At 61.0% G+C, this 25,435-nt stretch carries 28 protein-coding genes and 3 pseudogenes; 11 read left to right on the forward strand and 20 right to left on the reverse strand.

What is annotated here, in order from left to right; all coding sequences use genetic code 11:
• Positions 1-96 precede the first annotated feature (96 nt).
• From KQH60_RS07530 to KQH60_RS07540, 3 genes are all read right to left on the reverse strand, one after another.
• The gene (locus tag KQH60_RS07530) at positions 97-1,365 is read right to left on the reverse strand and encodes a YeaH/YhbH family protein (protein ID WP_237575865.1); all 1,269 of its coding nucleotides are present in this window, start codon (positions 1,363-1,365) and stop codon (positions 97-99) included.
• A 141-nt stretch (positions 1,366-1,506) separates the two neighbouring features.
• A complete protein-coding gene (locus KQH60_RS07535; protein WP_237575866.1) occupies positions 1,507-3,429 on the reverse strand; it encodes a PrkA family serine protein kinase in 1,923 nt (640 codons plus the stop codon).
• An 821-nt stretch (positions 3,430-4,250) separates the two neighbouring features.
• Complete coding sequence (locus KQH60_RS07540) at positions 4,251-4,721, reverse strand: response regulator (protein ID WP_237575867.1); 471 nt, start codon at positions 4,719-4,721, stop codon at positions 4,251-4,253.
• 563 nt (positions 4,722-5,284) lie between these two features.
• Here KQH60_RS07540 and KQH60_RS07545 point away from each other — a divergent pair.
• The gene (locus KQH60_RS07545) at positions 5,285-5,839 is read left to right on the forward strand and encodes a hypothetical protein (protein ID WP_368669322.1); all 555 of its coding nucleotides are present in this window, start codon (positions 5,285-5,287) and stop codon (positions 5,837-5,839) included.
• A 115-nt stretch (positions 5,840-5,954) separates the two neighbouring features.
• Positions 5,955-6,545, forward strand: coding sequence for a YSC84-related protein (locus KQH60_RS07550; protein WP_237575868.1), 591 nt, complete (start codon positions 5,955-5,957; stop codon positions 6,543-6,545).
• 166 nt (positions 6,546-6,711) lie between these two features.
• Here the strand turns inward: KQH60_RS07550 and KQH60_RS07555 are convergent, their stop codons facing one another.
• From KQH60_RS07555 to mltG, 10 genes and pseudogenes are all read right to left on the reverse strand, one after another.
• Complete coding sequence (locus KQH60_RS07555) at positions 6,712-7,815, reverse strand: glycosyltransferase family 4 protein (RefSeq protein ID WP_237575869.1); 1,104 nt, start codon at positions 7,813-7,815, stop codon at positions 6,712-6,714.
• A gap of 266 nt (positions 7,816-8,081) precedes the next feature.
• Complete coding sequence (gene otsA / locus KQH60_RS07560; RefSeq protein ID WP_237575870.1) at positions 8,082-9,482, reverse strand: alpha,alpha-trehalose-phosphate synthase (UDP-forming); 1,401 nt, start codon at positions 9,480-9,482, stop codon at positions 8,082-8,084.
• Positions 9,483-9,562: 80 nt separating this feature from the next.
• Positions 9,563-10,744, reverse strand: coding sequence for a mechanosensitive ion channel domain-containing protein (locus tag KQH60_RS07565; protein WP_237575871.1), 1,182 nt, complete (start codon positions 10,742-10,744; stop codon positions 9,563-9,565).
• A 10-nt stretch (positions 10,745-10,754) separates the two neighbouring features.
• Entirely contained in the window at positions 10,755-11,120 is a 366-nt protein-coding gene (locus KQH60_RS07570; protein WP_237575872.1) for a Rap1a/Tai family immunity protein, read from the reverse strand.
• 59 nt (positions 11,121-11,179) lie between these two features.
• Positions 11,180-11,884, reverse strand: a complete 705-nt coding sequence (locus KQH60_RS07575; protein WP_237576090.1) for an ankyrin repeat domain-containing protein — start codon at positions 11,882-11,884, stop codon at positions 11,180-11,182.
• Positions 11,885-12,051: 167 nt separating this feature from the next.
• A complete protein-coding gene (locus KQH60_RS07580; protein ID WP_237575873.1) occupies positions 12,052-12,834 on the reverse strand; it encodes a TatD family hydrolase in 783 nt (260 codons plus the stop codon).
• A 45-nt stretch (positions 12,835-12,879) separates the two neighbouring features.
• Positions 12,880-13,210, reverse strand: a pseudogene (locus KQH60_RS07585) (N-acetyltransferase family protein).
• Positions 13,207-14,280: a DNA polymerase III subunit delta' gene (locus KQH60_RS07590; RefSeq protein WP_237575874.1), complete on the reverse strand. Its 1,074-nt coding sequence runs from the start codon at positions 14,278-14,280 to the stop codon at positions 13,207-13,209. The pseudogene KQH60_RS07585 and the gene KQH60_RS07590 overlap by 4 nt, the downstream one beginning before the upstream one ends.
• Positions 14,281-14,290: 10 nt before the next feature.
• The gene (gene tmk / locus KQH60_RS07595) at positions 14,291-14,947 is read right to left on the reverse strand and encodes a dTMP kinase (protein WP_237575875.1); all 657 of its coding nucleotides are present in this window, start codon (positions 14,945-14,947) and stop codon (positions 14,291-14,293) included.
• Position 14,948: 1 nt separating this feature from the next.
• The gene (gene mltG, locus KQH60_RS07600; RefSeq protein ID WP_237575876.1) at positions 14,949-16,037 is read right to left on the reverse strand and encodes an endolytic transglycosylase MltG; all 1,089 of its coding nucleotides are present in this window, start codon (positions 16,035-16,037) and stop codon (positions 14,949-14,951) included.
• A 198-nt stretch (positions 16,038-16,235) separates the two neighbouring features.
• On the opposite strand from mltG, the gene KQH60_RS07605 reads away from it, so the two are divergent.
• The 3 genes from KQH60_RS07605 to KQH60_RS07615 all read left to right on the forward strand — a co-directional run bounded on the left by KQH60_RS07605 (position 16,236) and on the right by KQH60_RS07615 (position 17,967).
• A complete protein-coding gene (locus tag KQH60_RS07605; RefSeq protein WP_237576091.1) occupies positions 16,236-17,165 on the forward strand; it encodes a folate-binding protein YgfZ in 930 nt (309 codons plus the stop codon).
• A gap of 222 nt (positions 17,166-17,387) precedes the next feature.
• Positions 17,388-17,666: a type II toxin-antitoxin system RelB/DinJ family antitoxin gene (locus KQH60_RS07610; RefSeq protein ID WP_237575877.1), complete on the forward strand. Its 279-nt coding sequence runs from the start codon at positions 17,388-17,390 to the stop codon at positions 17,664-17,666.
• Positions 17,638-17,967 carry a type II toxin-antitoxin system YafQ family toxin gene (locus tag KQH60_RS07615; protein ID WP_237575878.1) on the forward strand — a complete coding sequence of 110 codons (330 nt, stop codon included), beginning with the start codon at positions 17,638-17,640 and terminating at the stop codon, positions 17,965-17,967. The genes KQH60_RS07610 and KQH60_RS07615 overlap by 29 nt, the downstream gene beginning before the upstream one ends.
• Before the next feature lie 292 nt (positions 17,968-18,259).
• Here KQH60_RS07615 and KQH60_RS07620 read toward each other — a convergent pair whose 3' ends face one another.
• From KQH60_RS07620 to KQH60_RS07630, 3 genes are read right to left on the reverse strand one after another with little or no spacing between them, the layout of a single operon-like run.
• The gene (locus tag KQH60_RS07620; protein WP_237575879.1) at positions 18,260-18,514 is read right to left on the reverse strand and encodes a transposase DNA-binding-containing protein; all 255 of its coding nucleotides are present in this window, start codon (positions 18,512-18,514) and stop codon (positions 18,260-18,262) included.
• A 35-nt stretch (positions 18,515-18,549) separates the two neighbouring features.
• A complete protein-coding gene (locus KQH60_RS07625; protein WP_237575880.1) occupies positions 18,550-18,876 on the reverse strand; it encodes a type II toxin-antitoxin system RelE/ParE family toxin in 327 nt (108 codons plus the stop codon).
• Positions 18,873-19,145 (reverse strand): type II toxin-antitoxin system Phd/YefM family antitoxin, encoded by a 273-nt coding sequence (locus KQH60_RS07630; RefSeq protein ID WP_237575881.1) that lies wholly within the window; start codon positions 19,143-19,145, stop codon positions 18,873-18,875. The genes KQH60_RS07625 and KQH60_RS07630 overlap by 4 nt, the downstream gene beginning before the upstream one ends.
• A gap of 425 nt (positions 19,146-19,570) precedes the next feature.
• Here KQH60_RS07630 and KQH60_RS15015 point away from each other — a divergent pair, with 425 nt between their 5' ends.
• Positions 19,571-19,786 carry a tyrosine-type recombinase/integrase gene (locus tag KQH60_RS15015; protein ID WP_368669323.1) on the forward strand — a complete coding sequence of 72 codons (216 nt, stop codon included), beginning with the start codon at positions 19,571-19,573 and terminating at the stop codon, positions 19,784-19,786.
• Positions 19,787-19,875: 89 nt separating this feature from the next.
• Here the strand turns inward: KQH60_RS15015 and KQH60_RS07640 are convergent.
• The 4 genes and pseudogenes from KQH60_RS07640 to KQH60_RS07655 form a co-directional block, all read right to left on the reverse strand.
• A pseudogene (locus KQH60_RS07640) lies at positions 19,876-19,974 on the reverse strand (DUF736 family protein); the annotation flags it as partial.
• 234 nt (positions 19,975-20,208) lie between these two features.
• A pseudogene (locus tag KQH60_RS07645) lies at positions 20,209-20,382 on the reverse strand (hypothetical protein); the annotation flags it as partial.
• Positions 20,383-20,406: 24 nt separating this feature from the next.
• Positions 20,407-20,919, reverse strand: a complete 513-nt coding sequence (locus KQH60_RS07650) for a PaaI family thioesterase (protein ID WP_237575882.1) — start codon at positions 20,917-20,919, stop codon at positions 20,407-20,409.
• A complete protein-coding gene (locus KQH60_RS07655; protein ID WP_237575883.1) occupies positions 20,909-21,211 on the reverse strand; it encodes a Dabb family protein in 303 nt (100 codons plus the stop codon). The genes KQH60_RS07650 and KQH60_RS07655 overlap by 11 nt, the downstream gene beginning before the upstream one ends.
• Positions 21,212-21,514: 303 nt before the next feature.
• Between KQH60_RS07655 and KQH60_RS07660 the strand changes: the two genes are divergently transcribed.
• The 5 genes from KQH60_RS07660 (at position 21,515) to KQH60_RS07680 (ending at position 25,353) form a co-directional block, all read left to right on the forward strand.
• Entirely contained in the window at positions 21,515-23,065 is a 1,551-nt protein-coding gene (locus tag KQH60_RS07660; RefSeq protein WP_237575884.1) for a YdiU family protein, read from the forward strand.
• A gap of 282 nt (positions 23,066-23,347) precedes the next feature.
• Positions 23,348-23,689, forward strand: a complete 342-nt coding sequence (gene msrB, locus KQH60_RS07665) for a peptide-methionine (R)-S-oxide reductase MsrB (protein WP_237576092.1) — start codon at positions 23,348-23,350, stop codon at positions 23,687-23,689.
• Between the two features lie 28 nt (positions 23,690-23,717).
• On the forward strand, positions 23,718-24,248 hold the full coding sequence (locus KQH60_RS07670; RefSeq protein WP_237575885.1) for a septation protein A: 531 nt from the start codon (positions 23,718-23,720) through the stop codon (positions 24,246-24,248).
• A gap of 4 nt (positions 24,249-24,252) precedes the next feature.
• Positions 24,253-24,561 (forward strand): BolA family transcriptional regulator, encoded by a 309-nt coding sequence (locus tag KQH60_RS07675; RefSeq protein ID WP_237575886.1) that lies wholly within the window; start codon positions 24,253-24,255, stop codon positions 24,559-24,561.
• A 9-nt stretch (positions 24,562-24,570) separates the two neighbouring features.
• Positions 24,571-25,353: a peptidylprolyl isomerase gene (locus KQH60_RS07680; protein WP_237575887.1), complete on the forward strand. Its 783-nt coding sequence runs from the start codon at positions 24,571-24,573 to the stop codon at positions 25,351-25,353.
• Positions 25,354-25,435 lie beyond the last annotated feature (82 nt).

The following is a 25,435-nucleotide window of genomic DNA, read 5'->3' on the forward strand; positions in this document are numbered from 1 at the left end:
CATGGTCGCTCGGTCGCATGCGGGCACGCCCGTTAGCATCGTCACCGACCATCGCGACACATTCGTCACCCGGCTTGCGAGATTTCGCAGTGGAGTTCATGCGGCCACCTGTTTTTCGAACAATTCACGGAATACTGGATAGATGTCCGCCGCGTCATCGACCTTTTTCATCGTGAAATGAGGCGTTCCGTTAGCTAACTGGCCGTATTCGACCCACAGGTTCTGCTCTTCCGGGCTCACCTGGATATACGCAAAGTACCGCGTTTTCGGCAGGATGTCGTTTTCCAGCAGTTTGCGGCACTTTGGCGAATCATCCGTCCAATTGTCGCCATCGGACGCCTGTGCGCCGTAGATATTCCATTCCGTCGGTGAGTAGCGCTCATCGATGATCTTCTTCATCAACTCCAACGCGCTGGAGACTACGGTGCCCCCACTTTCGGTCGAGTGAAAAAAAGTATCCTCGTCGACCTCTTCCGCACGCGTGTGGTGCCGGATGAACACCACCTCGATCTTTTCATAGTTACGCGTCAGAAACAGGTATAGCAGGATGAAGAAGCGCTTGGCCAGGTCCTTGCGCTGCTCGTCCATCGAACCGGAAACGTCCATCACGCAAAACATGACCGCCTGGCTGGATGGAGTGGGTTGTTTGACGCGATTCACGTAGCGCAGGTCGAATGGGTCAATGAACGGAATCCGCCAGATGCGCCCCTTCACATGATGGATTTCGTCCTCAAGCTGTTTGATCTCGGCCCGACGATCACCCGGGTCGTTCTTCAACTCGTCCAGCTGCACCTCGAGTTCACGCAACTGGTTGACTAACGGCGAGCCGAGCGCGATGCGCCGACTCAGCGCGCTGCGCAATGAGCGCACGACGTCGATGTTGTTCGGCGTGCCTTCGGTGGCCCAGCCGGCACGCTGGTTCTTCCAACTTGGTACCGCCATTAGATGCGTCTTAACCAACCGCGGTAGTTCCAAGTCGTCGAAGAAATACTGCATGAATTCCTCGCGGGACAACTCGAACACGAAGTCGTCCTGCCCCTCGCCTTCGTTGCTTGCCTGCCCCCCGCCTCCACTCCCGCCGCCACCGGGCGGACGTGGGAGCTTGTCGCCCTTCACGTAGTCCGCGTTACCCGGATGAACAATTTCGCGCCGCCCGCCCGGCGCATGATGGAACATCGGCTCACCGATATCCTTCTTCGGAATCGTGATGCGCTTCGTACTCTGGATGTCCTTGATACTACGGTCACGCACGGCCTCGGACACCGCTTCGCGGATATAGTGCTTGACCCGTCGCAAGAAGCGTTCGCGATTCGCAATGCTCTTATTCTTGCCGGCGAGTCTGCGGTCGATGATCTGATGAAGCACGTTGCCGTCCCCCCGCTGTCGTGAAAGGCGCGGCCCGCGCACGCGGCGCGGCACCCGCGGTGATGCGCCGTTGCGCCGGCACTGCCTGGTACGCAGGACGCCGCGCTGCTTATGGCGCCCGTACGTTATGCACGCTTGCCGTCAGGAAGACTTGCGCACGCGCAGATACCAGTCACACAGCAGGCGGACCTGCTTGGGCGTGTAACCCTTGGCGACCATCCGGTTGACAAAGTCCTCATGCTTGCGTTGCTCCTCGGCGGAGCCCTTTGCGTTGAACGAGATAACCGGCAGAAGTTCCTCCGTGTTGGAGAACATTTTCTTCTCGATCACGACACGTAGCTTTTCGTAGCTGATCCACGCCGGATTCTTGCCACCATTAGCCGCGCGCGCGCGCAAGACGAAGTTGACGATCTCGTTGCGGAAATCCTTCGGATTGCTGATTCCCGCTGGCTTTTCGATTTTCTCCAATTCCGCGTTCAACGCCGCGCGATCGAAGCTCTCACCGGTGTCGTGATCCCGGAACTCCTGATCCTGAATCCAGAAGTCCGCATAGGTCACATAACGGTCAAAAATGTTTTGCCCGTATTCGGAATACGATTCCAGGTAGGCAGTCTGGATCTCCTTGCCGATGAACTCCGCGTAGCGCGACGCCAGCAATTCCTTGACGAACGATAGGTATTTTTGTTCGACTTCCGGTGGGAATTGCTCGCGTTCAATCTGTTGCTCGAGCACGTACATCAGGTGCACCGGGTTGGCGGCCACCTCGGTCGTGTCGAAGTTGAATACTCGCGACAGGATCTTGAACGCGAAGCGTGTCGAAATACCCGTCATGCCTTCGTCAACGCCAGCGTAGTCGCGATACTCTTGATACGACTTCGCTTTCGGGTCGGTGTCCTTCAGGTTTTCGCCGTCATAGACCAGCATCTTCGAAAACAGACTGGAGTTTTCCGGCTCGTGCAAGCGCGTCAGCACGGCGAACTGCGCCATCATCTTCAGCGTACCCGGTGCGCAGACGGCGGAAGCGAGCGACGAGTTCCGAACCAGTTTGTCATAAATCTTAATCTCTTCCGAGTAGCGCAGGCAGTATGGCACCTTGATCACGAAAATCCGGTCGAGCAGCGCCTCATTATTCTTGTTGTTCCGGAATGCTTTCCATTCCGATTCGTTCGAGTGCGCAAGGATAATACCGTCGAACGGAATCGCACCGAAGCCCTCCGTCCCCTTGAAGTTGCCTTCCTGCGTGGCAGTCAACAACGGGTGCAGCACCTTGATCGGAGCCTTAAACATTTCGACGAACTCGAGCAGGCCCTGGTTCGCCAAGCACAGCCCCCCTGAGTAGCTGTACGCGTCGGCATCGTCCTGCGCATATTGCTCCAGCTTGCGGATGTCGACCTTGCCAACCAGCGACGAAATGTCCTGGTTGTTCTCGTCACCCGGTTCGGTTTTAGCAATCCCAATTTGACGCAGCACCGACGGGTAGCGCTTGACCACGCGGAACCGACGGATGTCGCCGTTATACTCGTGCAGCCGCTTGACGGCCCACGGGGACAGGATGCTCTTTAGGTAGCGGCGAGGTATTCCATACTGCTCTTCGAGAATTGGGCCATCCTCATCGTAGTCGAACAGGCCAAGCGGTGACTCGTTGACCGGCGAGCCTTTAATCGAGTAGAACGGTACCCGCTCCATTAATTGCTTCAGACGCTCGGCGATCGACGATTTACCGCCGCCGACCGGCCCGAGCAGATACAGGATCTGTTTCTTTTCCTCGAGCCCCTGTGCAGAATGGCGGAAATAGGCGACGACCTGCTCGATCACCTCTTCCATGCCATAGAACTCGCGGAACGCCGGGTAGATCTTGATGACCTTGTTGGCGAAAATACGCGACAACCGCGGATCATTGCGGGTATCGACGTGTTCCGGCTCCCCGATCGCCATCAACATGCGTTCGCCAGCCGTAGCGTACGCGGCAGGATTGTTCTTGCACAGTTCGAGATACTCTTCCAACGAAAACTCTTCTTCTCTCGTCTTTTCGAAGCGGGTCGCGAAACTGTTGTAAATATCCATACCACCTCCTCGCCGATATTCAACGAGAGCTGCCGGTCGAGCGCCGCAGTGCACGCGTCGTGTCACGCGCTCGGGCGCATCATCGGCATGCCCTTAGACTCATGCTAATCCTATTTCAAGAGAATTTCACCCACTGCAAGTAGATGTTTACCTAAGATAATTTGACCTCTAGCGCGCTCTACGTCGAGACCCTACAATATTGAGCCTGCATCGTCCGATGTGCAACGTCATCATGACATCGGATCGGCTTGTTTTTCGCCCTGGCTTTTGCCTCTTTCCAGTGGCTTGCGTCTCTTTCTGCCATCATGCACCTCTCCCGGGCGACCATCACCTGGGGCTCGTTGACTCGCCCCGCTGTGCTACGTTCGTGCGTCTAGGCTCGACCCTGCCGATCAGCGCGGTTCGTGTGTGGCCGCGGTGACGCATTGGCAGTCCCGCCCATAACGCCGAAGCGCCCTCGCTCGCCCGGCATGCTGCGTTCAGAACGTTTTCCAGTCATAGGATGACGATGTCGGTTCGACCCAGGCGCAGTCGACGCGGTGGCCCGCGATGCAGGCGCCGCCGTCACGGCGAGCGCCGCGGCGGTGCCGGCGCGCCTTTGCGCCCTTGCGCTGGCCCAATGACGTTGCCTCGACTCCGATTGCCGGCTTCCGTTGAATCCGTCGGCACCCTTGCGCCGGGAGCCGCTGCCGTGCGCACTGGCGTGGCGGCTTGACGCAAACACGCATTGCCGGTGACGGCCGAGCGGTGGCCGCTAGCATGGGGGAAGCAAGCCTGCGCGTTGCTCGCGCTTATTCATCCTGGCTCGGTTCCGTTGCCGTTCATTGACAACCGGAGCGCTGTGGCGCGTGGGTAGCGAAGTGGCGGTCGATCAGCGACAGCAGCGTATCGACGTCCACCGGCTTGACCTGATGGTGGTTGAAACCGGCAGCACGGCTGCGGGCGATGTCATCGAACTCGCTCAGCCCCGTCAACGCGATGATCAGCGCGTCACGTGTTGCCGGATGTCCACGCAGGCGGCGGGCGACATCGTAGCCGCTCATGCGCGGCATCGCCAAATCGAGCAACACGATATGTGGGGCGAAATGCGTGGCGCATTCCACTGCGGTGGGGCCATCGAGCGTCGCTTCGACCTGGAATCCCTCGATTTGCAGCAGCAATGCCAGCCCCTCGCAAGCGTCTTCGGCATCATCGACCACAAGCACGCGCAAACCGCTTCGGGCAAGGGACCCACCGGCCGCGGCCGTGGCGGGTGACACGGAACTGGAGAGCTGGACAGGCTGCGATGCCATTGCGAAATCGGACGTTAGACAAATGAACAGTAGAGATGCTGTACCGCGCAATGCCGTGCGGCCGGCGGTCCTTAAGTAAGTAAGCAAACCTTGTTCCAATGTGAAGGCAATGGCCGTAATCTGCGTTAAGACATTCACTTGCCATCGTGCCATGTGCACCCACGACGCCCTGCGCGCCGCGCCGAGATGGCGCCGTGGCCGTCGGTCTGCGCGCACGATAGGGCACCTTTACATCGGCTTTGCAGAACTTACCAGTCAGACTTTTGTAATACTGAGCGGCACAGACCGATACGATGCGCCATTGCTGCGCATAAGCTGCCGGCGCGACGCGCAAGACCTTCGCGAAAAGTTACCTGAACGCCAAGCCGACGGGCTGACGCATGTCGCCTGAGGAGCGCATCGCGGCGGATACGGCCGCTCATGGTGCGGTGCACCGTGTGCGGCGCCGTCAAATTTTCTATGATCGGGATACGGTGGCCTATTTAAGCCTAATGGCCGGTTGATGGCTGCACACCGGCGCCGTTATTTTGTAACCGCACACCGAATGGGGACGGAGGCGCGTGATGGCATGGAGACCGAACCGCTGGATCAGGCGCTGGCTGATCGCCACGTTTGCATGGGCAGTGCCCGTCGCACTGATCGCGATCCACGAGATCCAGGTCGAGATGACCTACCACCGCGCCGATCTGCGGCGCGCGCTCGAAGATTGGAAACTCAGCGTGCCCGAGCGTGCGATGGACTCGTCCGGCCGTTGCGCCGGGACAGCGGAGCAGGCCCGGGCAGCCGGATGCCCGGTGGCCATTGTGTCGGCGCATGCGCCGGCGTTGCAAGCAGCGCAGGACGACTATGCGAGACGCCGGCGCACGTTGCTGTCGTACCTGAGCCAGGCCATTTTCGGCTATTGGGTTGTGCCTTCATCGTTTGTCTTCACTGTCGGCCTAGTTGTCGTATTCGTGCGTTTGGCGTTGCGACGCCCCTCGCTCAAGCGGCCGGAGCGTACAATGACTTCGTCATCCGCGTCGTCTGGCGCACCGGCACCCACCCGCTCCTCTGCCGTGCCGGACTCGGCGCCCACGCCAGGACCGGTGGAATCGACAGTTAAGACGCACGCGCATTGATTTCGCATCGCGCAACCGGGCAGCCGTCCGGGTTATTTGGGGAACCATTACGCAGTTGGCCCGCTCCATGCTTTAATGCCATGGCAGTTTCCCGCAAGCAACCCAGGAGAATGAGATGGAAAGAAGAAAGTTCATAGTGACAACCTCCGCCCTGCTCGCATCAGGCGGTCTCGCGCTCACCGGTTGCACGACGACCACCCAGACTGCTGCATCGACGGCATCCGGCAATGCAAGCAAGCGCCAGAGTATCAATACTTCGGTCAATGAAACGTTGGCACGCCTCTATACGACCGCCAACGGTTCGCGGGAGCTGGTCGCGAAAGCCCGTGGCGTGCTGGTGTTCCCGTCCGTCGTGTCCGCAGCCTTCATCGTCGGGGGGCAGTATGGCGAAGGCGCGCTGCGTATCGGTGGTGAGACGGCGGGCTATTACAGTACCGCAGCGGGATCGTTCGGCTTGCAGGCCGGTGCGCAATCCAAGGCGCTGATTTTCCTGTTCATGACGCAGGACTCGCTGGACAAGTTCCGCAACAGCGAAGGCTGGGCCGTGGGCGCCGATGCGACTGTGGCGGTGCTGAAAGTCGGCGTGAACGGCAAAATCGATACCACCACGGCCACCGCGCCAGTGCAGGCGTTCGTGCTGACGAACGCGGGCCTGATGGCCGGCGTGTCTTTGGAAGGCACGAAGGTGACGAAACTGAAGATGTGAGCCGCGCTCGCTCATGAGCCTGACCTTGACTCATGAGCGATGAGCGTGACAGCAGGTCCGGTGGCGGCGCGGATTGCCGGCTCCTGATCCTGTTGATACCGGCCCATCGCGCAGCCAGGCTTGCTTGTCGCGCCGGCGGCATGCCACGCAAGGTGGCGTTGCCGCGTTAGCTTGCTCCGTACGCCGCTTCGCTGTGCTGTTTGGGCGGCGCCGCGCAATCGATGACTTTGAAGCGCGCGCGCCGTTGCGCGCGCATGAGCGCATGGTAGGCTTCTAGATACTGCTGCGCCATGCGGCGCGACGTGAAGCGTCGCTCGAAGCATGCTCGCACGCGTTCACGTGACAACGTGCCAAGGCGGTTGACCGCCGCGACCGCACTGATTTCGTCCTCTACGATAAAGCCAGACTGCGCTTCGTCGATCACTTCTGACACCGAACCTCGGTTGAACGCAATGATCGGCGTGCCGCAGGCCATCGCCTCGATCATGACCAGACCGAACGGCTCAGGCCAGTCGATCGGAAACAGTAGCGCATGCGCGCCGGACAGGAAGTGCGCTTTTTGCTCGTCAGCGATCTCGCCAATGAACTCGACGTGCGGCAGCGCCAGCAATGGTCGTATGTCGCGCTCGAAATACTGCTGGTCAGCGGCGTCGACTTTGGCGGCGATGCGAATCTTCATGCCACAGAGCCCGGCGATCCGGATCGCGATATCGACACGTTTTTCCGGCGATATCCGGCCGAGGAACGCCAGGTACCGCGGCTGTACGGGCTGCGGCGTGTACAGCTTCTCGGGCAGACCATGGTAGACGGTCGTCAGCCACTTCGCCTGCGGCAGCGGCTCGCGCTGGGCGTTCGAGATCGATACGACCGCCGCGTTCGAGAAGGTGTCGAAGATCGGCTGTTGCTCCGGCAGGTCCAGCCGCCCGTGCAGCGTAGTGATAAAGGGCGTGTCCTGACGGCCGAACAGCGAGAACGAGTAATAGTCCATGTGAAAATGCAGCACGTCGAATGCTCTCGCTTGCTGCCGCACCCGTTCCATCAACAGCATATGCGGAGCGATCCGGTCGCGAATGGCAGGATCGAGCCGCAGCGCCCGCGGCCAAACCGGTACGAGCTTCGCTCGAGTTTCCGAATCCGCGCTGGCGAACAGCGTCACATCGTGGCCGAGATCGACCAACGCTTCGGTGATATACGAGACGACGCGCTCCGTGCCGCCATACAGCTTGGGCGGCACGGACTCGGTCAGTGGCGCAATCTGGGCAATCCTCATGCTTATCTCCGACTTGGAAATACCCTTGGTGACCGGTCATTGGACCCGCAACCGGGCGCACCAGTATGACACACTGCACGCGCACGTTAGCGGCCTATTTCACCGCCCCAACTGCTGCAATGTTTCACCCCCGAAGCCGTTGCGGCATGCGCGCCTGCCGTGATCGGCCCGGTGTCGATGATGACCGATCGCGACGCCCGCCCATGCCGCTGGATATTGCAACGCCAAATTGCGTTACACTCGCGCAACGTCGGCGCCATGGTCGGTTAATGTTGCCCCGGTACTGCGCGTGCGTGCCCTCGCAAATCGGCGATGAAGGTGTCGCGCCAGACACCCAGGTCATGATCGCGCAGGTTTTGCATGTTGGTCTGGTAGCGCTCCTGTCGCTCCACCCGTGGCATCGCCAACGCGTGCTCAAGAGCCTCGGACATACCGACGATATCGTGCGGGTTAATGATCAGCGCGCCCGGCAACTCCAGCGCCGCGCCGGCAAAGCGCGACAGGACCAGCACGCCAGGATCGTCCGGATTTTGGGCGGCAACATACTCCTTGGCCACCAGGTTCATTCCGTCACGTAGGGGCGTGACGAGGCCGATTTGTGATTCGCGGAATAGCGACATCAGTTTCCAACGGTCATAGCGCTGGTTCAAATATCGGATTGGCGTGTAGTCCAGGCCGGAAAACCGGCCGTTGATCCGGCCGGCCTCGTATTCCAGGCTTTGCCTAATTTCCTGATACGTTTGGACGTCCGAGCGCGTGGGCGGGGCCACCTGAACGAGCGTGACGTTGCCGCGCCAGTGCGGCGCACGCTCCAGCAATTGCTCGAATGCACGGAAGCGTTCGACAAGCCCCTTCGAATAATCGAGCCGGTCCACGCTCATAATCAGCTTGCGCCCTTCCAAGCTCTGCTTCAGTTCCAGCACGTGTTGCCGGCTCTCGTGGCGTCGCGCTTGCTCGGCGATGTCATCGGGAAAAACGCCGATTGGATAGGCCGCACCGTGCAATACGCGCCCGTATGCTTCGATCCGGCCGTTGTCCCACGCTTTGCCGTGCGCGTACCGCTCGACATAATCGGCGAACGCACGCAGGTCGACTGCAGTTTGGAAACCCACCACGTCATAGCTGCACAGCGCGCGCACCAGTTCGTCGTGCGGCGGGATGTTCAGCAAAATCTGCGGCGATGGAAACGGGATATGCAGAAAAAAGCCGATCCGGTTCTGCACACCCAACTGACGCAGCGCGTCGCCGAATGGGATCAAGTGATAATCGTGGACCCAGATCACATCGTCAGAGCGCAGCAAAGGCAGTAGCTTCTGCGCAAGCCAGCGATTCACGCGCAGATACCCTGCATAGTCTGCGCGGTCGTAGACAGCCAGGTCATTACGATAGTGAAACACCGGCCACAGCGTCGCATTCGAAAAACCACGATAGTACTGGTCATAGTCCTTACGCGTCAGCCCGACGGTCGCGAATGTGACCTTGCCGTCCTCCACGAGCGTCAGCGCGGCGTTTGAGACCGTTTCGCCGACTACGTCGCCACTCCAGCCGAACCAGACCCCGCCCGCATCCTTCAGCGCGCCGAACACGCCGACGGCGAGTCCACCGGCGGATCCCTTGCTTTCAGTGGGGGTGGCGACGCGATTCGACACTACGACTAGTCGGCTCATTCGCTTGTTCTCCGTCAGTTTCTGAATGGGACATGTCGGTTATGACCGATAGCGCGCCGCTGCGGTTCACTCAATGCGCGTCAACCGTCGCGGCGCATCGCCACTGGGTCGGCCTCCGTATGGGCGGCGGTCTTGGACGCCTCCGGTCGTGTGGCCTCGCGCGTCGGCTGCGGCTCGGCCTGCAGCGCACGTTCACGTTCAGTGGACAGATCCGCCCGCATCTTCGGCAGGCATTCCGGATAGTAGCGCTGGATGAAGGCAATCAATCCTTCTCGCACGCGGCAACGCAAATCCCAATTCAAGCCCGAATCACTCGAGCTGACCAGTACCCGCAATTGCATCGCGCGATCGGTCGCGTCGGTGACTTGCAATACTTGGACGCGTCCATCCCATTCCGGGGCATTATTGACGATACGTGACAGTTCCTCGCGCAACGGCGGCAATGGCATCTTGTAGTCAACAAATAGGAATACCGTGCCGATGATCTGCGAACTGCTGCGGGTCCAGTTCGTGAACGGATTTTCGATCAGCCACTGCAGCGGCACGATCAGCCGCCGCTGATCCCAGAGTCGAACGGCGACGTAGGTGCCGGTGATTTCCTCGATCCGCCCCCACTCGCCCTGGATCACCACCACGTCGTCGAGTCGGATCGGCTGGGACAGCGCAATTTGCAATCCAGCGATCATATTGGCCAGCACCGGGCGCGCTGCGATACCGGCGACCAGACCGGCGACGCCCGCCGAAGCGAGCAGGCTCGTGCCGACCTGCCGGACGTTGGGAAACATCATGAGCATCGACGCGATGCCAAGCATCACGATCAACGTCATCACCGACCGGGTAAGCACGCGCGTCTGCGTGTGGATGCGTCGCGCATGCAGATTGTCGGCCGTGTCCAGCGGGTTCGCGGTGACGATTGCATCGCCCACGCCGGCCACCGAGCGTACGGCCAGCAGCGTCAGCATGCCGATCAACGTCAGGCCCCCGACGTCGCGCGCGACGCGGATCAACGCCAACTCGTCCGGCGCCTCGTGCAGCACCAGTTCGATCGCCAGCATCGCCAGCGCGTAAAGCGATGGCCACTCGATCGCCCCCGTCACGACAGCTAGGATTGGATAGGGCCGCGTCACGCGACGCATGATTCGGGCGCCGGCCCAGTGCCCCGCGCGCACGCATGCCACCGCGATCACGGTAACAACGATCAGGCCGGTCCACGAATGCAGCGGCGCAGCAGCAATGTTGCTGATCGGTTCAAGCCAACTCACCCACACCCCATCACTTGTTTGTCGAGCATGGATAGCTCTTGCCCAACCCCAGTGCGACGACCGTACTGGCGTTGTATTCTCTTGCGTTTGGCGTATTCGCCAAATATTTGCGCACCGCGTCGGTCAACTCCGCCGCTTTCACGTTGTCGGGCAAGCAAAAGTACTGCCCCACACGCGGCCCTGTCGTGCCGCCGATGGCTTCGATCGTGTTGAATACACCATCCGCCGCACCTTCGATGTAGGCTTCGCACGACACGCGCGATTTCACATCGGTACGCTGGCACAGACGGTCCAGGTCCGCGCCGGTGAACGCATGAACGCTCATTGGCACACTAATCGCAAACATCGCGGTGGCGCGGAGCAATGTCCGTAGCATGGTGTTCCTTATGTTGTGGTCAACAAGATCCGGCACGGCGCACCGCCGTGCCGGGCCGGTTATTCTGCACTGCCCGTACTACCTGCGCTACCTGGACTACCGTCGGCTGTAGCAGGCGGGCGTGAATCCTTGTGTCTTTGTTGCGCCTGTATTTTCTCCAATCGCGCGGCTAGGCCGTCCGCGATGTCTTTCTGGTTGTACTGTTTCGCGAAATCAATCGCGGTCAATCCCAACTGGTTCTTCAGCGTCAAGTCGGCGCCCTCGTCGAGCAGCAGCTTCACTGTTGTGATATGGCCGCCGCGCACGGCCATCATCAGCGGCGTGGTGCCGTTCGGCGACGCGGCATCGATGTACGCGCAATGATCGATCAGCAGCTTAACGATCTTATCCTGGCCAGTCGTCGCCGCGTAATGCAGCGGTGTCCAGCCTGACTTGTTGACTTCGGCCCCCTTCTCGATCAGATGCTTGACCAGCCCGATCTGGCCATTGAGCGCGGCCAACATCATCGCATTCTCGCCGGCACGATCCAGTTTCTCCAGGTCGGTCTTGGGTTGGTCCGCCAATAGCGCGGCGACCTTTTCGGACTTTTCCCGCGCGGCGAGCACCAGCATCGGCATGCCGCCGGCATCGACCAGGTTCGGATCGATACCGCCGGCGAGCAACTTGCGCACCGCGTTGACATCGTCGAACTTCACCGCCTTGATCATCGTGTCGGCCGGGCTCGCTTGCGCCGTTGATGGGATCGTGGCCCCTATCCCCATCATCAACACGCACGCAAACCATGCCCGGACCAGCCAGCGCGCTGAGCGATGGCGCGATACCCGGGCGACGGCGGCCAACGAAGAGCGGATGACATCAAAAAACCCAGCGAAATTATTCGTACATGACATGAGTTTATTTGTCTAATTTATTGATTGATAGCAACTAGACCTCAACATTTTGCGCTGCGGAACAGGCGAAAGAAGTTGGCCGACGTCGCCGCGCCAAGTTGCTCCACGTCGATGCCGCGCAGCTGCGCGACGAAACGTCCGACATGGCTGACGTACGCAGGTTCATTGGGCTTGCCTCGGTACGGCACAGGCGCCAGGTAAGGCGAGTCCGTTTCGATCAACAAGCGTTCGAGCGGCACTTTACGAGCGACTTCCTGAATTTGCGTCGCGTTCTTGAATGTCACAATGCCCGACAGCGAAATGAAAAAATTTTGCTCGAGTGCCGCCTGCGCAACTTCCCAGGTTTCGGTAAAACAATGCATCACGCCGCCGACTGCGGCGGCGCCCTCTTCCTGCATGATTCGCAGCGTATCCTGTGCGGCGGCACGCGTGTGGACGATCAATGGCTTGCCGGCAGCGTGCGCGGCTTGGATGTGCGTGCGAAACCGTTGCCGTTGCCATGCCATGTCGTCCAGCGTGCGACCTTCGAGCCGGTAGTAATCCAACCCGGTTTCGCCCATCGCGACAACCTTCGGATCCTGCGCAAGCGAGACCAATTCGGCAACGTCCGGCTCGCGCGCGTGCTCGTGATCCGGATGCACGCCCACTGACGCGAAGATATGGGGATGCGCATGGGCGATCGCCAGCACGGACGGGAACGTCTCAAGATCGATGCTGACGCATAGCGCATGGGTCACCGCATTGACGCGCATCTGTTCAAGCACGTCCGGCAGGCGCTGGGCCATTCCGTCGAAGTTGATGTGGCAATGTGAATCGATAAACATCGGTACCCCGCGGCGCCGCCACGCGGCGCGCTATTGAAACTGACTTTACGCGCCAGCGGTGAGCCGGCGCCCGACGATAACCCCGTCGCGCTCAATGCCATCCAGTGTCGCGATCCGCGGCAACCGGCCCCCGTCATCGAAGCCGTAACGGTGGAACAAGCGCAGGCTGGACTCATTGTGGCCGAAGACGATCGCGCTCCACGACCCACAGCGGACGCCGGTCCGGGGCATGTGCGTTGAACCAGTCGTGCCGGCTGCCAACACTGACGGGCTCCAAGTCAGCCGTCACTTGCCTGGATGAAACCGTCGAATTATAAATCGCGACGATCGCCGGTAGATCGGCACGTATAGCGACGCGATACGGCGCTTGCGTCATGGGTGGCTCCCGAACATGCCCCGATAATGGATAAACAGCTCCTCGAAAACCAGTCGGCCATTCAGCGGATGCTGTTCCACGGCCCGTTGTTGCGTAATTCGCTTCAAGCACTGGGCGACCTGCAAAGGCGTGGCACCTTGTGCAACGTGCTCGAGCGCGTTGCGGTGTGCTGGAAAGTAGCGTGGCGCGCCGCTCGTCTGCATGGCCAGCACGTCATAGAGCCAGCGTTGCAGCCAGCCGAGCACCGACGGCACCGGCGCCTTTTGCAGGGCTTCGCCGCAGGCGAATGCATCGCACGCCGGGCCGGCCGCAAGTTGCTCAAGCGTGAAGCGCTTGAGCGGCGCATGCTCGTCGCGGGCAACGGCCAGCGCGGCCAATGGCGCGCCACCGGCTTCCGCGAGCGCGCCCATCGGATCGTCAATGGACTGGCCACGGAGCCAGTCCAAGGCACTCGCCGCGTCGGGCATCGCCAGTGGCCATTGCCTGCAGCGGCTCACGATGGTCGGCAGCAAACGCTCCACATTCGCGCTCACGAGCAGGAACACCACGCCGGACGGCGGCTCCTCCAGCGTCTTGAGCAGGGCGTTGGCTGCCGCCACGTTCAGTGCCTCGGCCGGGAACAATACCACTACGCGCTGGCCGCCGCGGTGTGAGCCAATACTGCAGAAATCGAGTAACGCCCTGACCTGCTCGATCCTGATCTCCTTGCTCGGCGCCTTGGATTTCTTGCTGCCCGCGCTTGCGCCATCGTCGTCGCTCGTGCGCCCACCGTTGGCATTTTTGCCGGTATCACTGTCCGCTTGCGGCGGTGTGGCCTCGGCGGCGACGGCCTCGGGGCAGACGAGCCTAAAATCCGGGTGGTTGCGTTGCAGGAACCAGGTGCATGCGGCGCACTGCCCGCACGCGCGTGCGTCATCACGAGGCTGCTCGCACAACAGACTCTGCGCGAGCTCGCAAGCGAAATCCACTTTGCCGATGCCGGCCTGCCCGTACAGCAACAGTGCGTGAGGCCAATGTTCGCGCAGTGCCTGGATACGTGTCCAGTCGTCGTATTGCCATGGATACGGCATCTTTTATCGATCAAAGGGTGATGAGAATGGCTTCGAGTTGCTCGCGCACTTCGGCGATCGAGCCTGTCGCATCGACGATCGCAAACCGCGCCGGTGCCTGTGCGGCGCGGCGCAGGTATTCGGCACGGGTATGCGTGAAGAATGCGTCCGACTCGCTCTCGAACTTATCGGGTGCGCGAGCCCCGCCACGCCTTGCACTGGCGGTATCGGTCGGCACGTCGAACAGCACGGTGCGATCCGGTTGCAGCCCTGCCTGCACCCAGTGCTCGAGCACCTGCAACTTGTCGATCGACAAGCCGCGCCCGCCGCCTTGGTAGGCAAAAGTCGCATCCGTGAAGCGATCGGACAGCACCCAGTCGCCACGGGCAAGCGTCGGCTCGATCACCGCGGCAATATGCTCGCGACGCGCCGCAAACATCAGCAATGCCTCCGTTTCTAGATGCATCGGCTGGCGCAGCAGGATTTCCCGCAGCGCCTCGCCCAGCGGCGTGCCACCCGGCTCGCGCGTGACGATGACACTGGCGCCCTGCCGCGCGGCACGCTCGGACAGCCGGTCGCAAAACCACGTCAGGTGAGTCGTCTTGCCGGCGCCATCGATCCCTTCGAACGTAATGAACTTGCCGCGCGGCCGGGGCCCGTCGTGGCGACTGGTCGTGATATCCGTCATGTCACTGACCCCTGATGTATTTGTCGACGGCCTTGTTGTGATCGCCGAGATTGTCGGAAAAATGACTGCTGCCATCGCCGCGCGCGACGAAGTACAACGCGCTGCTGACAGCCGGGTGCAGCGCGGCTTCCAATGACGCGTTGCCGGGCAGCGCGATCGGCGTGGGCGGAAGCCCGCCGCGCATATAGGTATTGTACGGGGTGTCAGTCTGCAAGTCCTGCTTGCGCAACCGGCCAGCGTACGAGGTGCCCAGCCCGTAGATCACAGTCGGATCAGTTTGCAATGGCATCGACAGACGCAACCGGTTGACAAGTACCGCAGCCACCAGCGGCCGGTCTTGCGCGTGGCCGGTCTCCTTCTCGACAATCGAGGCCATTTTCAGTGCATCGTAGGGCGTCGCATAGGGTAGCCCCAGCGCGCGGCCCTCCCATGCCTGCTGCACCCGCAGATACATCAACCGGTATGCGCGGCGGTAAATGTCCAGGTCGCTGGTATTCTTGTCAAATAGGTATGTATCCGGGAAGAACAGGCCCTCGGGCTCCTGCGCAGGCGCACCTTGCAGCGCCAGCATGCGATGCGCAGGCGGCGATGCCGGCGACGTGCCCGCCGCGCGTGGATCGGTAGGTGCGATGTCGGCCAAAATCGCGCGCATCAATTGCGCGTCGCTGAGCGCGGCGGAATCATGGCGCAACGCCGGGTGCGCGTTGATCTCGTCGCGCATGCGGCGAAACGTCCAGCCTTCGATGATCGTGACGACGTATTGGTTGACGTCACCGCGCGCCACCTTCTGCAACACGCCGTATGGCGTGACCCCGGCCGAGAACGCGTAATTGCCGGATTTCAATTGCGTGGACAGGCCCAGCACGCGGGCCATCAGCACGAACAAGCGCGGCTCGATGGGCACGCCGTCGTGGCGCAATTGGACGGCGACGCTGCGCAGGCTGCTGCGCGGCTTGATCGTGACATCGAGTGGCGAAGGCGTGATCTGAAGGGGCGTGCGAGCCCAATACCCAACGGCGCCACACGCCGCGACGACGGCGACTGTCGCGACCGCCGCCGTGGCGAACAGCACTTTCTTGAACAGGGACATGCGAAACAGGGTTGAGCAAGACTCAATATAATACTTGCTTGCCTAAGCCAAAGTCAGAATTGACAACGCAGCTTGAACATGAATATATCCTCTAAAGCTACTGTGCCAGGCCATGGCGATGCCGGGCGTGACACCGACGCGTTGGCGCGCGTGGAGGCCGACGCGTTCGCCGCCCTTCACGCTGAACGGGGCGCTTATATGGTGCTCGATCAGTTCGGCGTAATCGATGTGCACGGTGACGATGCAGCCAGCTTCCTGCACGGTCAACTGACCAACGATATTCAAACGCTGGAAGCGGGCAGCGTGCGGCTGGCCGGCTTTTGCTCACCTAAGGGGCGACTGCTCGCCACGTTGCTGGTTTGGCGTGCCGGCGATGCGGTGCGCATGCTGGTTTGCGCGGATCTGGTCACGTCGCTTCAGAAGCGATTGTCGATGTTTGTGCTACGCGCGAAAGCGCGGCTGATCAACGCCACCGACGGTCTTACCGTGGTCGGCTTTGCCGGCGATGTCCGTGCCACGCTATCGCAGTGCTTCGAGGCGTTGCCCGACGGCGTGCACGTGAAGATTGACGCGTCCTGCGGGGAATTGATCCGCGTGCCGGATGCGAACGGCGTGCCACGTTTCCTGTGGGTCGGGCCGAAGGCCGCGGTTGACGCGAAGCTTGCCGCACTGGATGCGACGCATCGCGCGCGACGGGCCGCCCCCGCACTGTGGGACTGGCTTGACATCCGCGCGGGCGAGCCGCGTGTGAATGCCGCGACGAGCGAGCAGTTCGTGCCACAAATGATCAATTTCGAACTCGTCGGTGGCGTCAACTTTCGCAAGGGCTGCTATCCGGGGCAGGAAGTGGTCGCCCGTTCTCAGTATCGCGGCACGATCAAGCGCCGCACGGTGTTGGCGCACGCCGCGCAGGCGCACGCCGGCGTCGAGGTGTTTCATTCAGAGGACCCTGGCCAACCGTGCGGGATGGTCGTCAATGCCGCCGCGGCCCCCGAGGGCGGTGTCGATTGCCTGGTCCAGCTCAAGCTTGGCGCACTCGATACCGGCTCGGTCCACGTCGGGTCCCCGCACGGCCCGACGCTGGCGTTCCTGCCGCTGCCGTATCCGTTGCCGGCGCAAACGCCTTGAGCGATCCGACGCAGACGCAAACGGGCTGCGGTCTGTGTCGGGCGCCGTCACGATGTGTCTGGGATGGCTTCAGAAGTTTGCTCATTTTCTGCTCCTTTCGCGTTCAACATCCCCCAAAAAGTGCCTCACCATCTGTTCCGTTCCGCCGTTGAAAAAACACAGTGTGTCTTGAGGGTCATCGCTTTGTGAGATACAATGTATCTCACATGATAGGAGGTTGTAATGGCTACAACGACAATGGTTCACATCCGTATTGACGAGACCGTCAAAGCGCAGGCTGCGCAAACGTTAGCCTCGATGGGGCTGACTGTCTCCGATGCCATTCGAGTCTTCCTGACGCGCATCGTGGCAGACAAGGCGCTGCCCTTTGCGATCCAAGCGCCCAATGCGGCCAGCCGTGCCGCTATGGCTGAAGCTCGCGAAATCATCGAGCGCCGCCACGTTCGCTTTGCAACTTCCGACGCCTTGATGAATGATATTGAAAAGAACACCCGCAAGTAAGCGGGCCACTCTGCCCCGCGCGTCAGATTACACCAAAGCATTTCTCAAGGACTGGCAACGCCTGTCTTACTCTGGCCGGTACGATATGAACCGGTTGAAAGAGGCCATGACGCTGCTTGTTGCCAATGATGGCCCACTCCCTGCTGAGTGGTTGGATCACTCGCTTGCAGGCGAGTGGGACAATCATCGGGAGTGTCACATTGGCGGTGATTTTCTGCTTATCTATAAGCTCGCTGACATTGGCAAGCATGGCTTAGTGGTTTTCGTCCGGGCGGGCACGCATTCCGAACTTTTTTCTTAGCAGACGAGAGGACCTTCACCGCGCGCTCGACATGTCAACGGCCGGCGCTATTGCGCTCGCCCGAGCCGCGCAGCGTCTTGAGGGAACTGAGCGACCAGACGCGGGACGATAAATGGCTCAGCTGCCCTTGCTTCGATGTATCCCACCCAATCGCGCAACAAGTAAGTGGTATGGCTACCTTGTGAAGCTTTGGACCGCCACGCTCCTTGCCAGCCGATGAGTTCGGTGCGCTCGCGCTGGTACGAGAATGTCGTTGTATCTTGCACAATGAGAACAGGGCCCTGTGTCGCCCTCAAACGCTCAGCATTACCTGAAAGTGCCCGCTCAGGATATCGTGTTCATTGACACGCTTGTTGCACAGGAAACGATAGGCCGCTTTGGTTGAAGTCCAATTCTGGCACGCAAATGGAATCGTCTGGCCCATGCCGTTCCATAATTGGATCAAAAGCTTGCCCAAACGCTTGCGTAGCCGCGAGTGCGCAAATTCGCTTTCTTCAACTTCATGCTCAAACCATGCTTGATTATCGGCCTTTCGGTTCCCTGCCATCTCGTTCGCACGCCGGTTGAATCTTAACGACGCTACTATTTGATCACGCGTAGCAGTCGTCGAGAAAGAAGTGTTCTCATGTCGCGGCGAATGTCACAAACGAGGTGGATGTAAATAATGGTGTCCTTAACCTCATAGAGGATACGGTCCATGCCAGAGATAACTTGGCGGTACTGTCGAGTATTACAGTCAACAAGCTCTTCAGGAATAACGCCGCTTTGGGGGAAAATCAAAATGTCTCGAACGGAATCCTTGATGTGTTGATAAGTCTCTTGCCAAGTTGATCGGCCAAAGCTTGCAATGATGTAGCGGCGAAGCTCCTTCAAGTCTTCTTCAGCGCCTTCAAGAAAAACAACTTTCACCCGTGGTCTTCCTTGTCCAGATCGGCAAAGACGTCCTCCGCATCGCGAAAGCGGCTTTGAGAAATGTCCTGATTACCCATGGCAAGGATTTTTAGAAGGGCGAGGGTATCTTCTTGTCGCTCGTAGGAGCGAACGTCCATGACCACCAGCTTGGCTTCCCCGTTTTGAGTGATCAGCATGGGTTCCTGGGATTCGGAAATGTTCTTGACGATGTCGGCTGCGTGGCTCTTAAGGTAGCTGATAGGCTTAATTTGAGTTGAGAATTTCACGACGCATTCCTGGCTCACTGACTGACGATAAGGCTAAATATAGTCCAAATTCGGTCCTTCGTATAGTCCGTTGAGCAGCTACTCTAGGGAACGGCCGCGCAGCAGACATGCTACGCGCGCTGCCGCTGGGTGACCACGCTCTCTTCTATCTGCACAAGGCCTGCGCGCCTCTCTGAGGTCGCCCACGGCATCATGGGCGACTTCTCGCGGCGCCTGGGCCCGGATGGACAGGACCAGTGGTGGCTCGACATCGTGGGTAAAGGGCAACGCGCGCGGCGCATGGCCGCGTCGCCCGAATTGCTTATCGAGCTGCCCCGCCGGGCCGAGGCCACGCCGCTGGTCGTGCCCTTTCGAGGCGCGCGCCGCGGCCTGTCGCGCTCAGCCCTGCATGATGCGCTCAAGCGTGTCTTGAACGGCGCCGCGTTGTGGCTACGCGCGCGCCCGCCTTCGCCGATCGGGCCGACGAACGGGTGTGCGCGTCGGCGCATTGGCTGCGGCATACCGCCGGCTCGCATCAGGCCGACGCCGGCCTCGATCTGCGCACGGTGCGCGACAACCTCGGGCACGTGTCGCAGAACACTACAAGCTTGTACTTGCACGAAGAAGAGGAAGCCACAGCGCTGATTGCCGGCGCCCCCTGAGGCGTTCCCTTAGCTATCCTTTTCTGGTGCGCGATCGCGAATGCGCCCCCCTTACCGGGCGAAGCACGGCATACGATCGAATATTTCGCGCTGGTCTTCTTCCACGCCGCGCCAATATCGTAGCCGGCTGCCTGAACGCGAAAGTCGGGGGCTTTTCCGGTGTTGCCCCTGTCGTTGGAAACCACACGGGCCGCCCGTGCCGAATGGGGACATGGCCGACTCGGCATTCCCGCGTGACGGCTTCAGGTTGCGCGCGGTCTGTGAAATGACCTACAGTACATCAGGATGACTATGCTTTTCCACACGAAGCCGCCGGTGCCCACGCTCGTATCCGTGCTACTGCCCGTGCTGGCGCGCGCTTAGACCAGCTTGACCAGTTGCTTACCGGAATTTCGGCCTTTGAGTAAGCCGATGAAGGCGTGGCCGCGCATGTATGGATCGACGGACAGGTAGTGATTGCGCACGCGAACTTGGCCAGGTGCGAGTGGCTCCAGCGGCGTTTGCACGAGCCGGAAATTGTCGTGCGACGGCTCTGCAGCCGGACGCGACACCAGCCAAATCTGGCGATTCACTGACGCTTGATTCGATGCATTCATGATTTCCGTCCTGGAGGGGGAATGTCAGTCGTGCGCCGGCGCCGTCGCCGGGTCGGCGCCCAGCCCAGCCGGTTGCAGTGCCCTCCGCTGGCGGGTGATCTCGCGACCCACGGCCAATGCGCTCAGGTACTTGAATGTGCCCAGCGCCTTGGCAACGAAGCGTCCGTCGCTATCATGGACCTCGCCCTCGCAATAGGCCATCGTCGCGGAGCGGTGTAGCACCCGCGCCCGGGCCCGAAGTTCGCCGCATCCGGGTTGCATGAAGTTGGTCTTCATCTCGACGGTGACCACGCCCGCGCCGCTGCTCAACGAGCGCGCCGCCAGTGCCAGACCCACGTCGAGCAGCGTCATCGTCACGCCGCCGTGCGCCACCTCCCATGTATTCAGGTGCAACGCCGCGAGCGGCAGTACCACTTCGCTGCGCCCGTGCGCCGCATGGACGAGCCGCACGCCCAAATGGTCGGCGAACGGACTGCCCAGCCCTTGCACCGCGGCCGTCGGGGTGTCATGTGCCACGGGCGCGGTATCAGGCTTCATAGTCGATGCACTGCCGCGCGTCGCGCACACTCGCGACAAACGCCTTAATTTTCTCATGCTCGGGATGGGCCGCATAGGCGTCAAGCGCGGCCTGGTCATCGAACTCGGACACGAGCACCACGTCGTAGGTGGCCTCAAGCCCCGGCGTCGCGACGCCGACCTCGAAGCGGCGCATGCCGGGCACGATGTTCCGACAGCCCTCGAGCATCGCTTTCAGCCGCACTGCGTTTGTTGCGCGATCCGCACCTTCGGCTCGCTCCTTCAGTTTCCACATGACAATATGTTTCAGCACCTCTGCCTCCTTGGCCGCTGATCCGATCATTGAACCTGCGTCGCATTGCATCGCGACGCGGGGTGGGCCCGCAAGCCCGCCATTTTGCCTCTGATCGGCGATTCTGTCGCATGCCGCCGTGCGGCGCCTACGTGGCAGCCATCGTGCATTGGCGGCCCGTCGATGCGGTTGGACAGGCAGTATAAATTGGACACGCAGTATAACCGTGGGCTACGGCATTGCCGTGCCCGCACGGCTCGCCAGGGATCGGCAAGCCGGCGGGGAACGATTTACAATAGAGGCTATTACGACACCGGAGCGCTCATGGCGTTTTCCCAAGGCGACACCGTTGTTCACGCACAGCCGGCATTCGCAAGCGCAATCGATCCGAATCGGCCCGGCGCATTCTCCCGGCTCGGCACGCAGTTCGTCACGCGGCAAAGCGCCACGCCGTTGCCTGATCCGTATGTGGTCGCTGTTTCCGCCGACCTCGCGCATGAACTTGGCCTAGGTGCCGCGGCGCTGACCGACCCCGCGTTCGCCGACTATTTCTGCGGTAATCTGACGCGATACTTGGAGCACGCGGCGTTGCCTTTCGCCAGCGTGTACTCCGGACACCAGTTCGGCGTCTGGGCCGGCCAACTCGGCGACGGCCGTGCGTTGACGCTCGGCGAGACCGAACATCGTGGACAGCGTCACGAGATACAGATCAAGGGCGGTGGCCGGACCCCCTACTCTCGCATGGGCGATGGCCGAGCGGTGCTGCGCTCGTCCGTCCGCGAATTCTTGTGCTCGGAGGCGATGCATTTTCTCGGCATTCCGACCACGCGCGCGTTGTGTGTGATCGGCTCGGACGCACCAGTCTATCGTGAAACGGTAGAAACGGCGGCGGTCACGACGCGTGTCGCGCCGACATTCATTCGGTTTGGCCATTTCGAGCACTTTTATTCGACCGGCCAGGTGGAGGCATTGCGCCGGCTGGCAGACCATGTGATCGAGCATGCATTCCCGTCCTGCCGCGACGCGCAGGACCCGTATCTCGCATTGCTGGCGGCCGTCTGCGAGCGCACAGCCGCGTTGATAGCGCATTGGCAGGCGGTGGGTTTCTGCCATGGCGTGATGAATACCGACAATATGTCGATCATTGGACTGACGATCGATTATGGGCCGTTCGGCTTTATCGACGGCTTCGACGCAAACCATATCTGCAACCACTCCGACACGTCCGGGCGATATGCGTACCAGCAACAGCCGCACGTGGGCCGCTGGAATCTGATTTGTCTGGCGCAGGCGCTGATGCCGTTGATCGGCGCGCACCGGGGCACGGCCGGGGACGAGCGCGCGATCGCCGAGGCGCGCGATGCGTTGCAGGTGTACGAGGCCCATTTCGGCCCGGCACTGGAGGCGCGTTTCCGTGCCAAGCTTGGACTGAGCACGGCCGAGCCAGCCGATATCGCGTTGGTCAATCGCCTGTTGGCACTCATGCACACGAACCACGCGGACTTCACGTTGACCTTCCGGCGCATGGCACGCGTGTCGCAACACGACGCGTCCGGTGACGCGCCCGTGCGGGACTTGTTCGTCGATCGCGCGGCGTTCGACGCCTGGGCGGTCGATTATCGACAGCGGCTGAAAACCGAGCCCGCAGACGATGCAGCGCGTCGCGCGGCGATGAACCGCGTCAATCCGAAATACGTGCTGCGCAACCATTTGGCTGAGCAGGCGGTGCGCGCAGCGAACGAAAAGGACTTCACCGAAATTGTGCGGCTATTGCAGGTCTTGTCACGCCCGTTCGACGAGCAACCCGAGTACGAGGCCTACGCGGCTTTGCCACCGGATTGGGCCGCCTCGCTTTCGGTGAGCTGTTCATCCTGAGCGGCTGACACGTAAAACATGCAACCGCCGCTGCGGCAGCCGCACCGGCGGCAACCGCGCTGGTGACGGCGGCACGATCCGCGTGGTCGTCGCTGGCAAGCATGTCCGCGCTCTTTCATTAGCAGGAGGCATTCCATCATGGCTGATATCGCTAACCCTTCTCATCCTGCAGGCCAGGCACACCCGGCCGCGTCCGCCGCGGCAGGCGAGTCACCTGCTGCTGCGGCGCCGCATACGACGGTGCATCAGTCCGACGTCGAGTGGCGTGAGCAACTCGCGCCGATGGCTTTCGAAGTCACCCGCCGCGCGGCGACCGAGCGTGCGTTCACCGGCGAGTATTGGGATCACTGGGAGCGCGGCGTCTATCATTGCGTTTGCTGCGGCACGCCGCTGTTCGAATCGTCGACGAAATTCGATGCAGGCTGCGGCTGGCCTAGCTACTTCAAGCCGATCAATGGCGAAGTCATCATCGAGAAGACGGACCGCTCGCATGGCATGCTGCGCATCGAGGTGCGCTGCAAGGTGTGCGACGCGCACCTCGGGCACGTGTTCAACGATGGTCCCGCGCCAACCGGGCTACGTTATTGCATCAACTCGGCTGCGTTACAATTCGACCCCAGCTAAACCGATGCCGTTTGTCACACCCGCCACCATGAAACTCTTGTTCGACCTGCTGCCAATCGCGCTTTTCTTCATTGTCTTCAAAGTGTGGAATATCTATGTCGCGACCGGCGTGGCGATCGCCGCTGTGCTGGTGCAGGTCGCGTGGTCGGCGTTTCGCCATCGGCGCGTCGACCCAATGCTGTGGGTGAGCCTAGTCATCGTCGTCATATTTGGTGGCGCAACCCTGGTGCTGCATAACGACACGTTCATCAAGTGGAAGCCGACCGTGCTGTACTGGGCGTTCTCGCTGGCCATGCTGTTTTCGCAATGCGTGCTGCGCAAGAATCTGATTCAGAAGGCCATGAGCGCGCAAATCAAGCTGCCCTCACCCGTCTGGGACCAACTCAACGTCGCCTGGGCGCTGTTCTTCGCGGCACTGGGCATCGCCAACTTGTTTGTCGCGTATCGGTTCTCGACCGATATCTGGGTCGACTTCAAGCTGTTCGGCACAACTGGCGCGATGCTCGTGTTCATCGTCGCGCAGAGCCTGTGGCTCGCCCGGTACATGAAGGAAGAATAAGCCGATGACCGATGCATTCCTGAACGCCTCAACTGAGCAGCGCATCGCGCTGATCCGCGAGCGCCTGGGCGCCGCGCTGTCGCCACTTGCGTTGGAGGTGCGCGACGACAGCGCACAGCACGCCGGACACGCCGGCGCGGCCGCCGGCGGCCACTATACGGTGACAATCGTTTCGGCCGCGTTCGACGGCCGTACCCGGGTGGCCCGGCACCGGCTGGTGTATGATGCACTCTCTGATGCGATGCAGCGCGGCATCCATGCGCTGTCGATCCATGCATGCACGCCAGAAGAATTCCATTCGTCTCCCCGTTAGGACGTTCTGATGATCTTGAGAAAAGCCCGCTTGTGGGTCGCGCTCGCAGGTTGCGTGGCGGCGCCCGCATTTGCCCAGAACATTGCCGTAGTGAATGGCACACCGATACCGAAGGCGCGCGCCGACGCGCTGGTCAAGGAACTGACGCGCCAAGGGCAGCAGGACTCGCCGCAGTTGCAAGTGATGGTCCGCGAGGAACTGGTCAATCGCGAGTTGCTGATGGAGGAAGCGCTGCGGCGCGGCATCGCAAACCGGCCCGATGTGAAGGCGCAGATTGCGCTGGCCGACCAGAGCGTCGTGATCCGCGCGTTGATCGACGATTTCCTGAAAAGCAACAAGCCGAGCGACGACGAAATCAAGGCGCGCTATGAGCAGTTGATCAAGCAGGCCGGCGGCGGTAACGAGCTGCACTTGCATCACATCCTGGTGCTGGACGAGCAGCAGGCGAAGGCGTTGATCGCCAAGATCAATGCGGGTGCACGCTTCGAGGACCTCGCGAAGCAATATTCGAAAGATCCGGGCTCGGCCAAGAACGGCGGAGACCTGGACTGGGCGAACCCGCAAAGCTATGTTCCCGAGTTCGCGGAGGCAGCGAGCAAGCTGCAAAAGGGTGAAGTGACGTCAACGCCCGTTCATACGCAGTTCGGCTGGCATATCATCCGGCTTGACGACTCACGTGCGATCCAGCCGCCGCCGCTGGAGCAGGTCAAGGTGCAGGTTGCGCAGCAGCTGACGCAGGAAAAGCTGCAGCAATTCAACGCTGAATTGCACAAGAACGCGAAGATCCAGTAATACGCGAATACGCGGTCCAGGAGTACGCGAAGAACGCCGCCATGCCGCACGGCGGCGTATCCCAGCCTCCCAGCCTGCAAGT

The organism is Mycetohabitans sp. B8 (assembly GCF_021991875.1).
Classification (GTDB): Bacteria; Pseudomonadota; Gammaproteobacteria; order Burkholderiales; family Burkholderiaceae; genus Mycetohabitans.

What these genes read in the sequence shown, in the direction of transcription:
- KQH60_RS07550 (WP_237575868.1), top strand. Translation starts at nt 5,955, where the DNA reads ATGGAAAGAAGAAAGTTCATAGTGACAACCTCCGCCCTGCTCGCATCA.
- KQH60_RS07610 (WP_237575877.1), top strand. Translation starts at nt 17,388, where the DNA reads ATGGCTACAACGACAATGGTTCACATCCGTATTGACGAGACCGTCAAA.
- KQH60_RS07540 (WP_237575867.1), bottom strand. Translation starts at nt 4,721, where the DNA reads ATGGCATCGCAGCCTGTCCAGCTCTCCAGTTCCGTGTCACCCGCCACG.
- otsA (WP_237575870.1), bottom strand. Translation starts at nt 9,482, where the DNA reads ATGAGCCGACTAGTCGTAGTGTCGAATCGCGTCGCCACCCCCACTGAA.
- KQH60_RS07675 (WP_237575886.1), top strand. Translation starts at nt 24,253, where the DNA reads ATGACCGATGCATTCCTGAACGCCTCAACTGAGCAGCGCATCGCGCTG.
- KQH60_RS07660 (WP_237575884.1), top strand. Translation starts at nt 21,515, where the DNA reads ATGGCGTTTTCCCAAGGCGACACCGTTGTTCACGCACAGCCGGCATTC.
- mltG (WP_237575876.1), bottom strand. Translation starts at nt 16,037, where the DNA reads ATGTCCCTGTTCAAGAAAGTGCTGTTCGCCACGGCGGCGGTCGCGACA.
- KQH60_RS07650 (WP_237575882.1), bottom strand. Translation starts at nt 20,919, where the DNA reads ATGAAGCCTGATACCGCGCCCGTGGCACATGACACCCCGACGGCCGCG.
- KQH60_RS07545 (WP_368669322.1), top strand. Translation starts at nt 5,285, where the DNA reads ATGGCATGGAGACCGAACCGCTGGATCAGGCGCTGGCTGATCGCCACG.
- KQH60_RS07620 (WP_237575879.1), bottom strand. Translation starts at nt 18,514, where the DNA reads ATGGCAGGGAACCGAAAGGCCGATAATCAAGCATGGTTTGAGCATGAA.
- KQH60_RS07535 (WP_237575866.1), bottom strand. Translation starts at nt 3,429, where the DNA reads ATGGATATTTACAACAGTTTCGCGACCCGCTTCGAAAAGACGAGAGAA.
- KQH60_RS07590 (WP_237575874.1), bottom strand. Translation starts at nt 14,280, where the DNA reads ATGCCGTATCCATGGCAATACGACGACTGGACACGTATCCAGGCACTG.
- KQH60_RS07605 (WP_237576091.1), top strand. Translation starts at nt 16,236, where the DNA reads ATGGTGCTCGATCAGTTCGGCGTAATCGATGTGCACGGTGACGATGCA.
- KQH60_RS07575 (WP_237576090.1), bottom strand. Translation starts at nt 11,884, where the DNA reads ATGATGGGGATAGGGGCCACGATCCCATCAACGGCGCAAGCGAGCCCG.
- KQH60_RS07670 (WP_237575885.1), top strand. Translation starts at nt 23,718, where the DNA reads ATGAAACTCTTGTTCGACCTGCTGCCAATCGCGCTTTTCTTCATTGTC.
- KQH60_RS07680 (WP_237575887.1), top strand. Translation starts at nt 24,571, where the DNA reads ATGATCTTGAGAAAAGCCCGCTTGTGGGTCGCGCTCGCAGGTTGCGTG.
- msrB (WP_237576092.1), top strand. Translation starts at nt 23,348, where the DNA reads ATGGCTTTCGAAGTCACCCGCCGCGCGGCGACCGAGCGTGCGTTCACC.
- KQH60_RS07570 (WP_237575872.1), bottom strand. Translation starts at nt 11,120, where the DNA reads ATGCTACGGACATTGCTCCGCGCCACCGCGATGTTTGCGATTAGTGTG.
- KQH60_RS07580 (WP_237575873.1), bottom strand. Translation starts at nt 12,834, where the DNA reads ATGTTTATCGATTCACATTGCCACATCAACTTCGACGGAATGGCCCAG.
- KQH60_RS07615 (WP_237575878.1), top strand. Translation starts at nt 17,638, where the DNA reads ATGATATTGAAAAGAACACCCGCAAGTAAGCGGGCCACTCTGCCCCGC.
- KQH60_RS07555 (WP_237575869.1), bottom strand. Translation starts at nt 7,815, where the DNA reads ATGAGGATTGCCCAGATTGCGCCACTGACCGAGTCCGTGCCGCCCAAG.
- tmk (WP_237575875.1), bottom strand. Translation starts at nt 14,947, where the DNA reads ATGACGGATATCACGACCAGTCGCCACGACGGGCCCCGGCCGCGCGGC.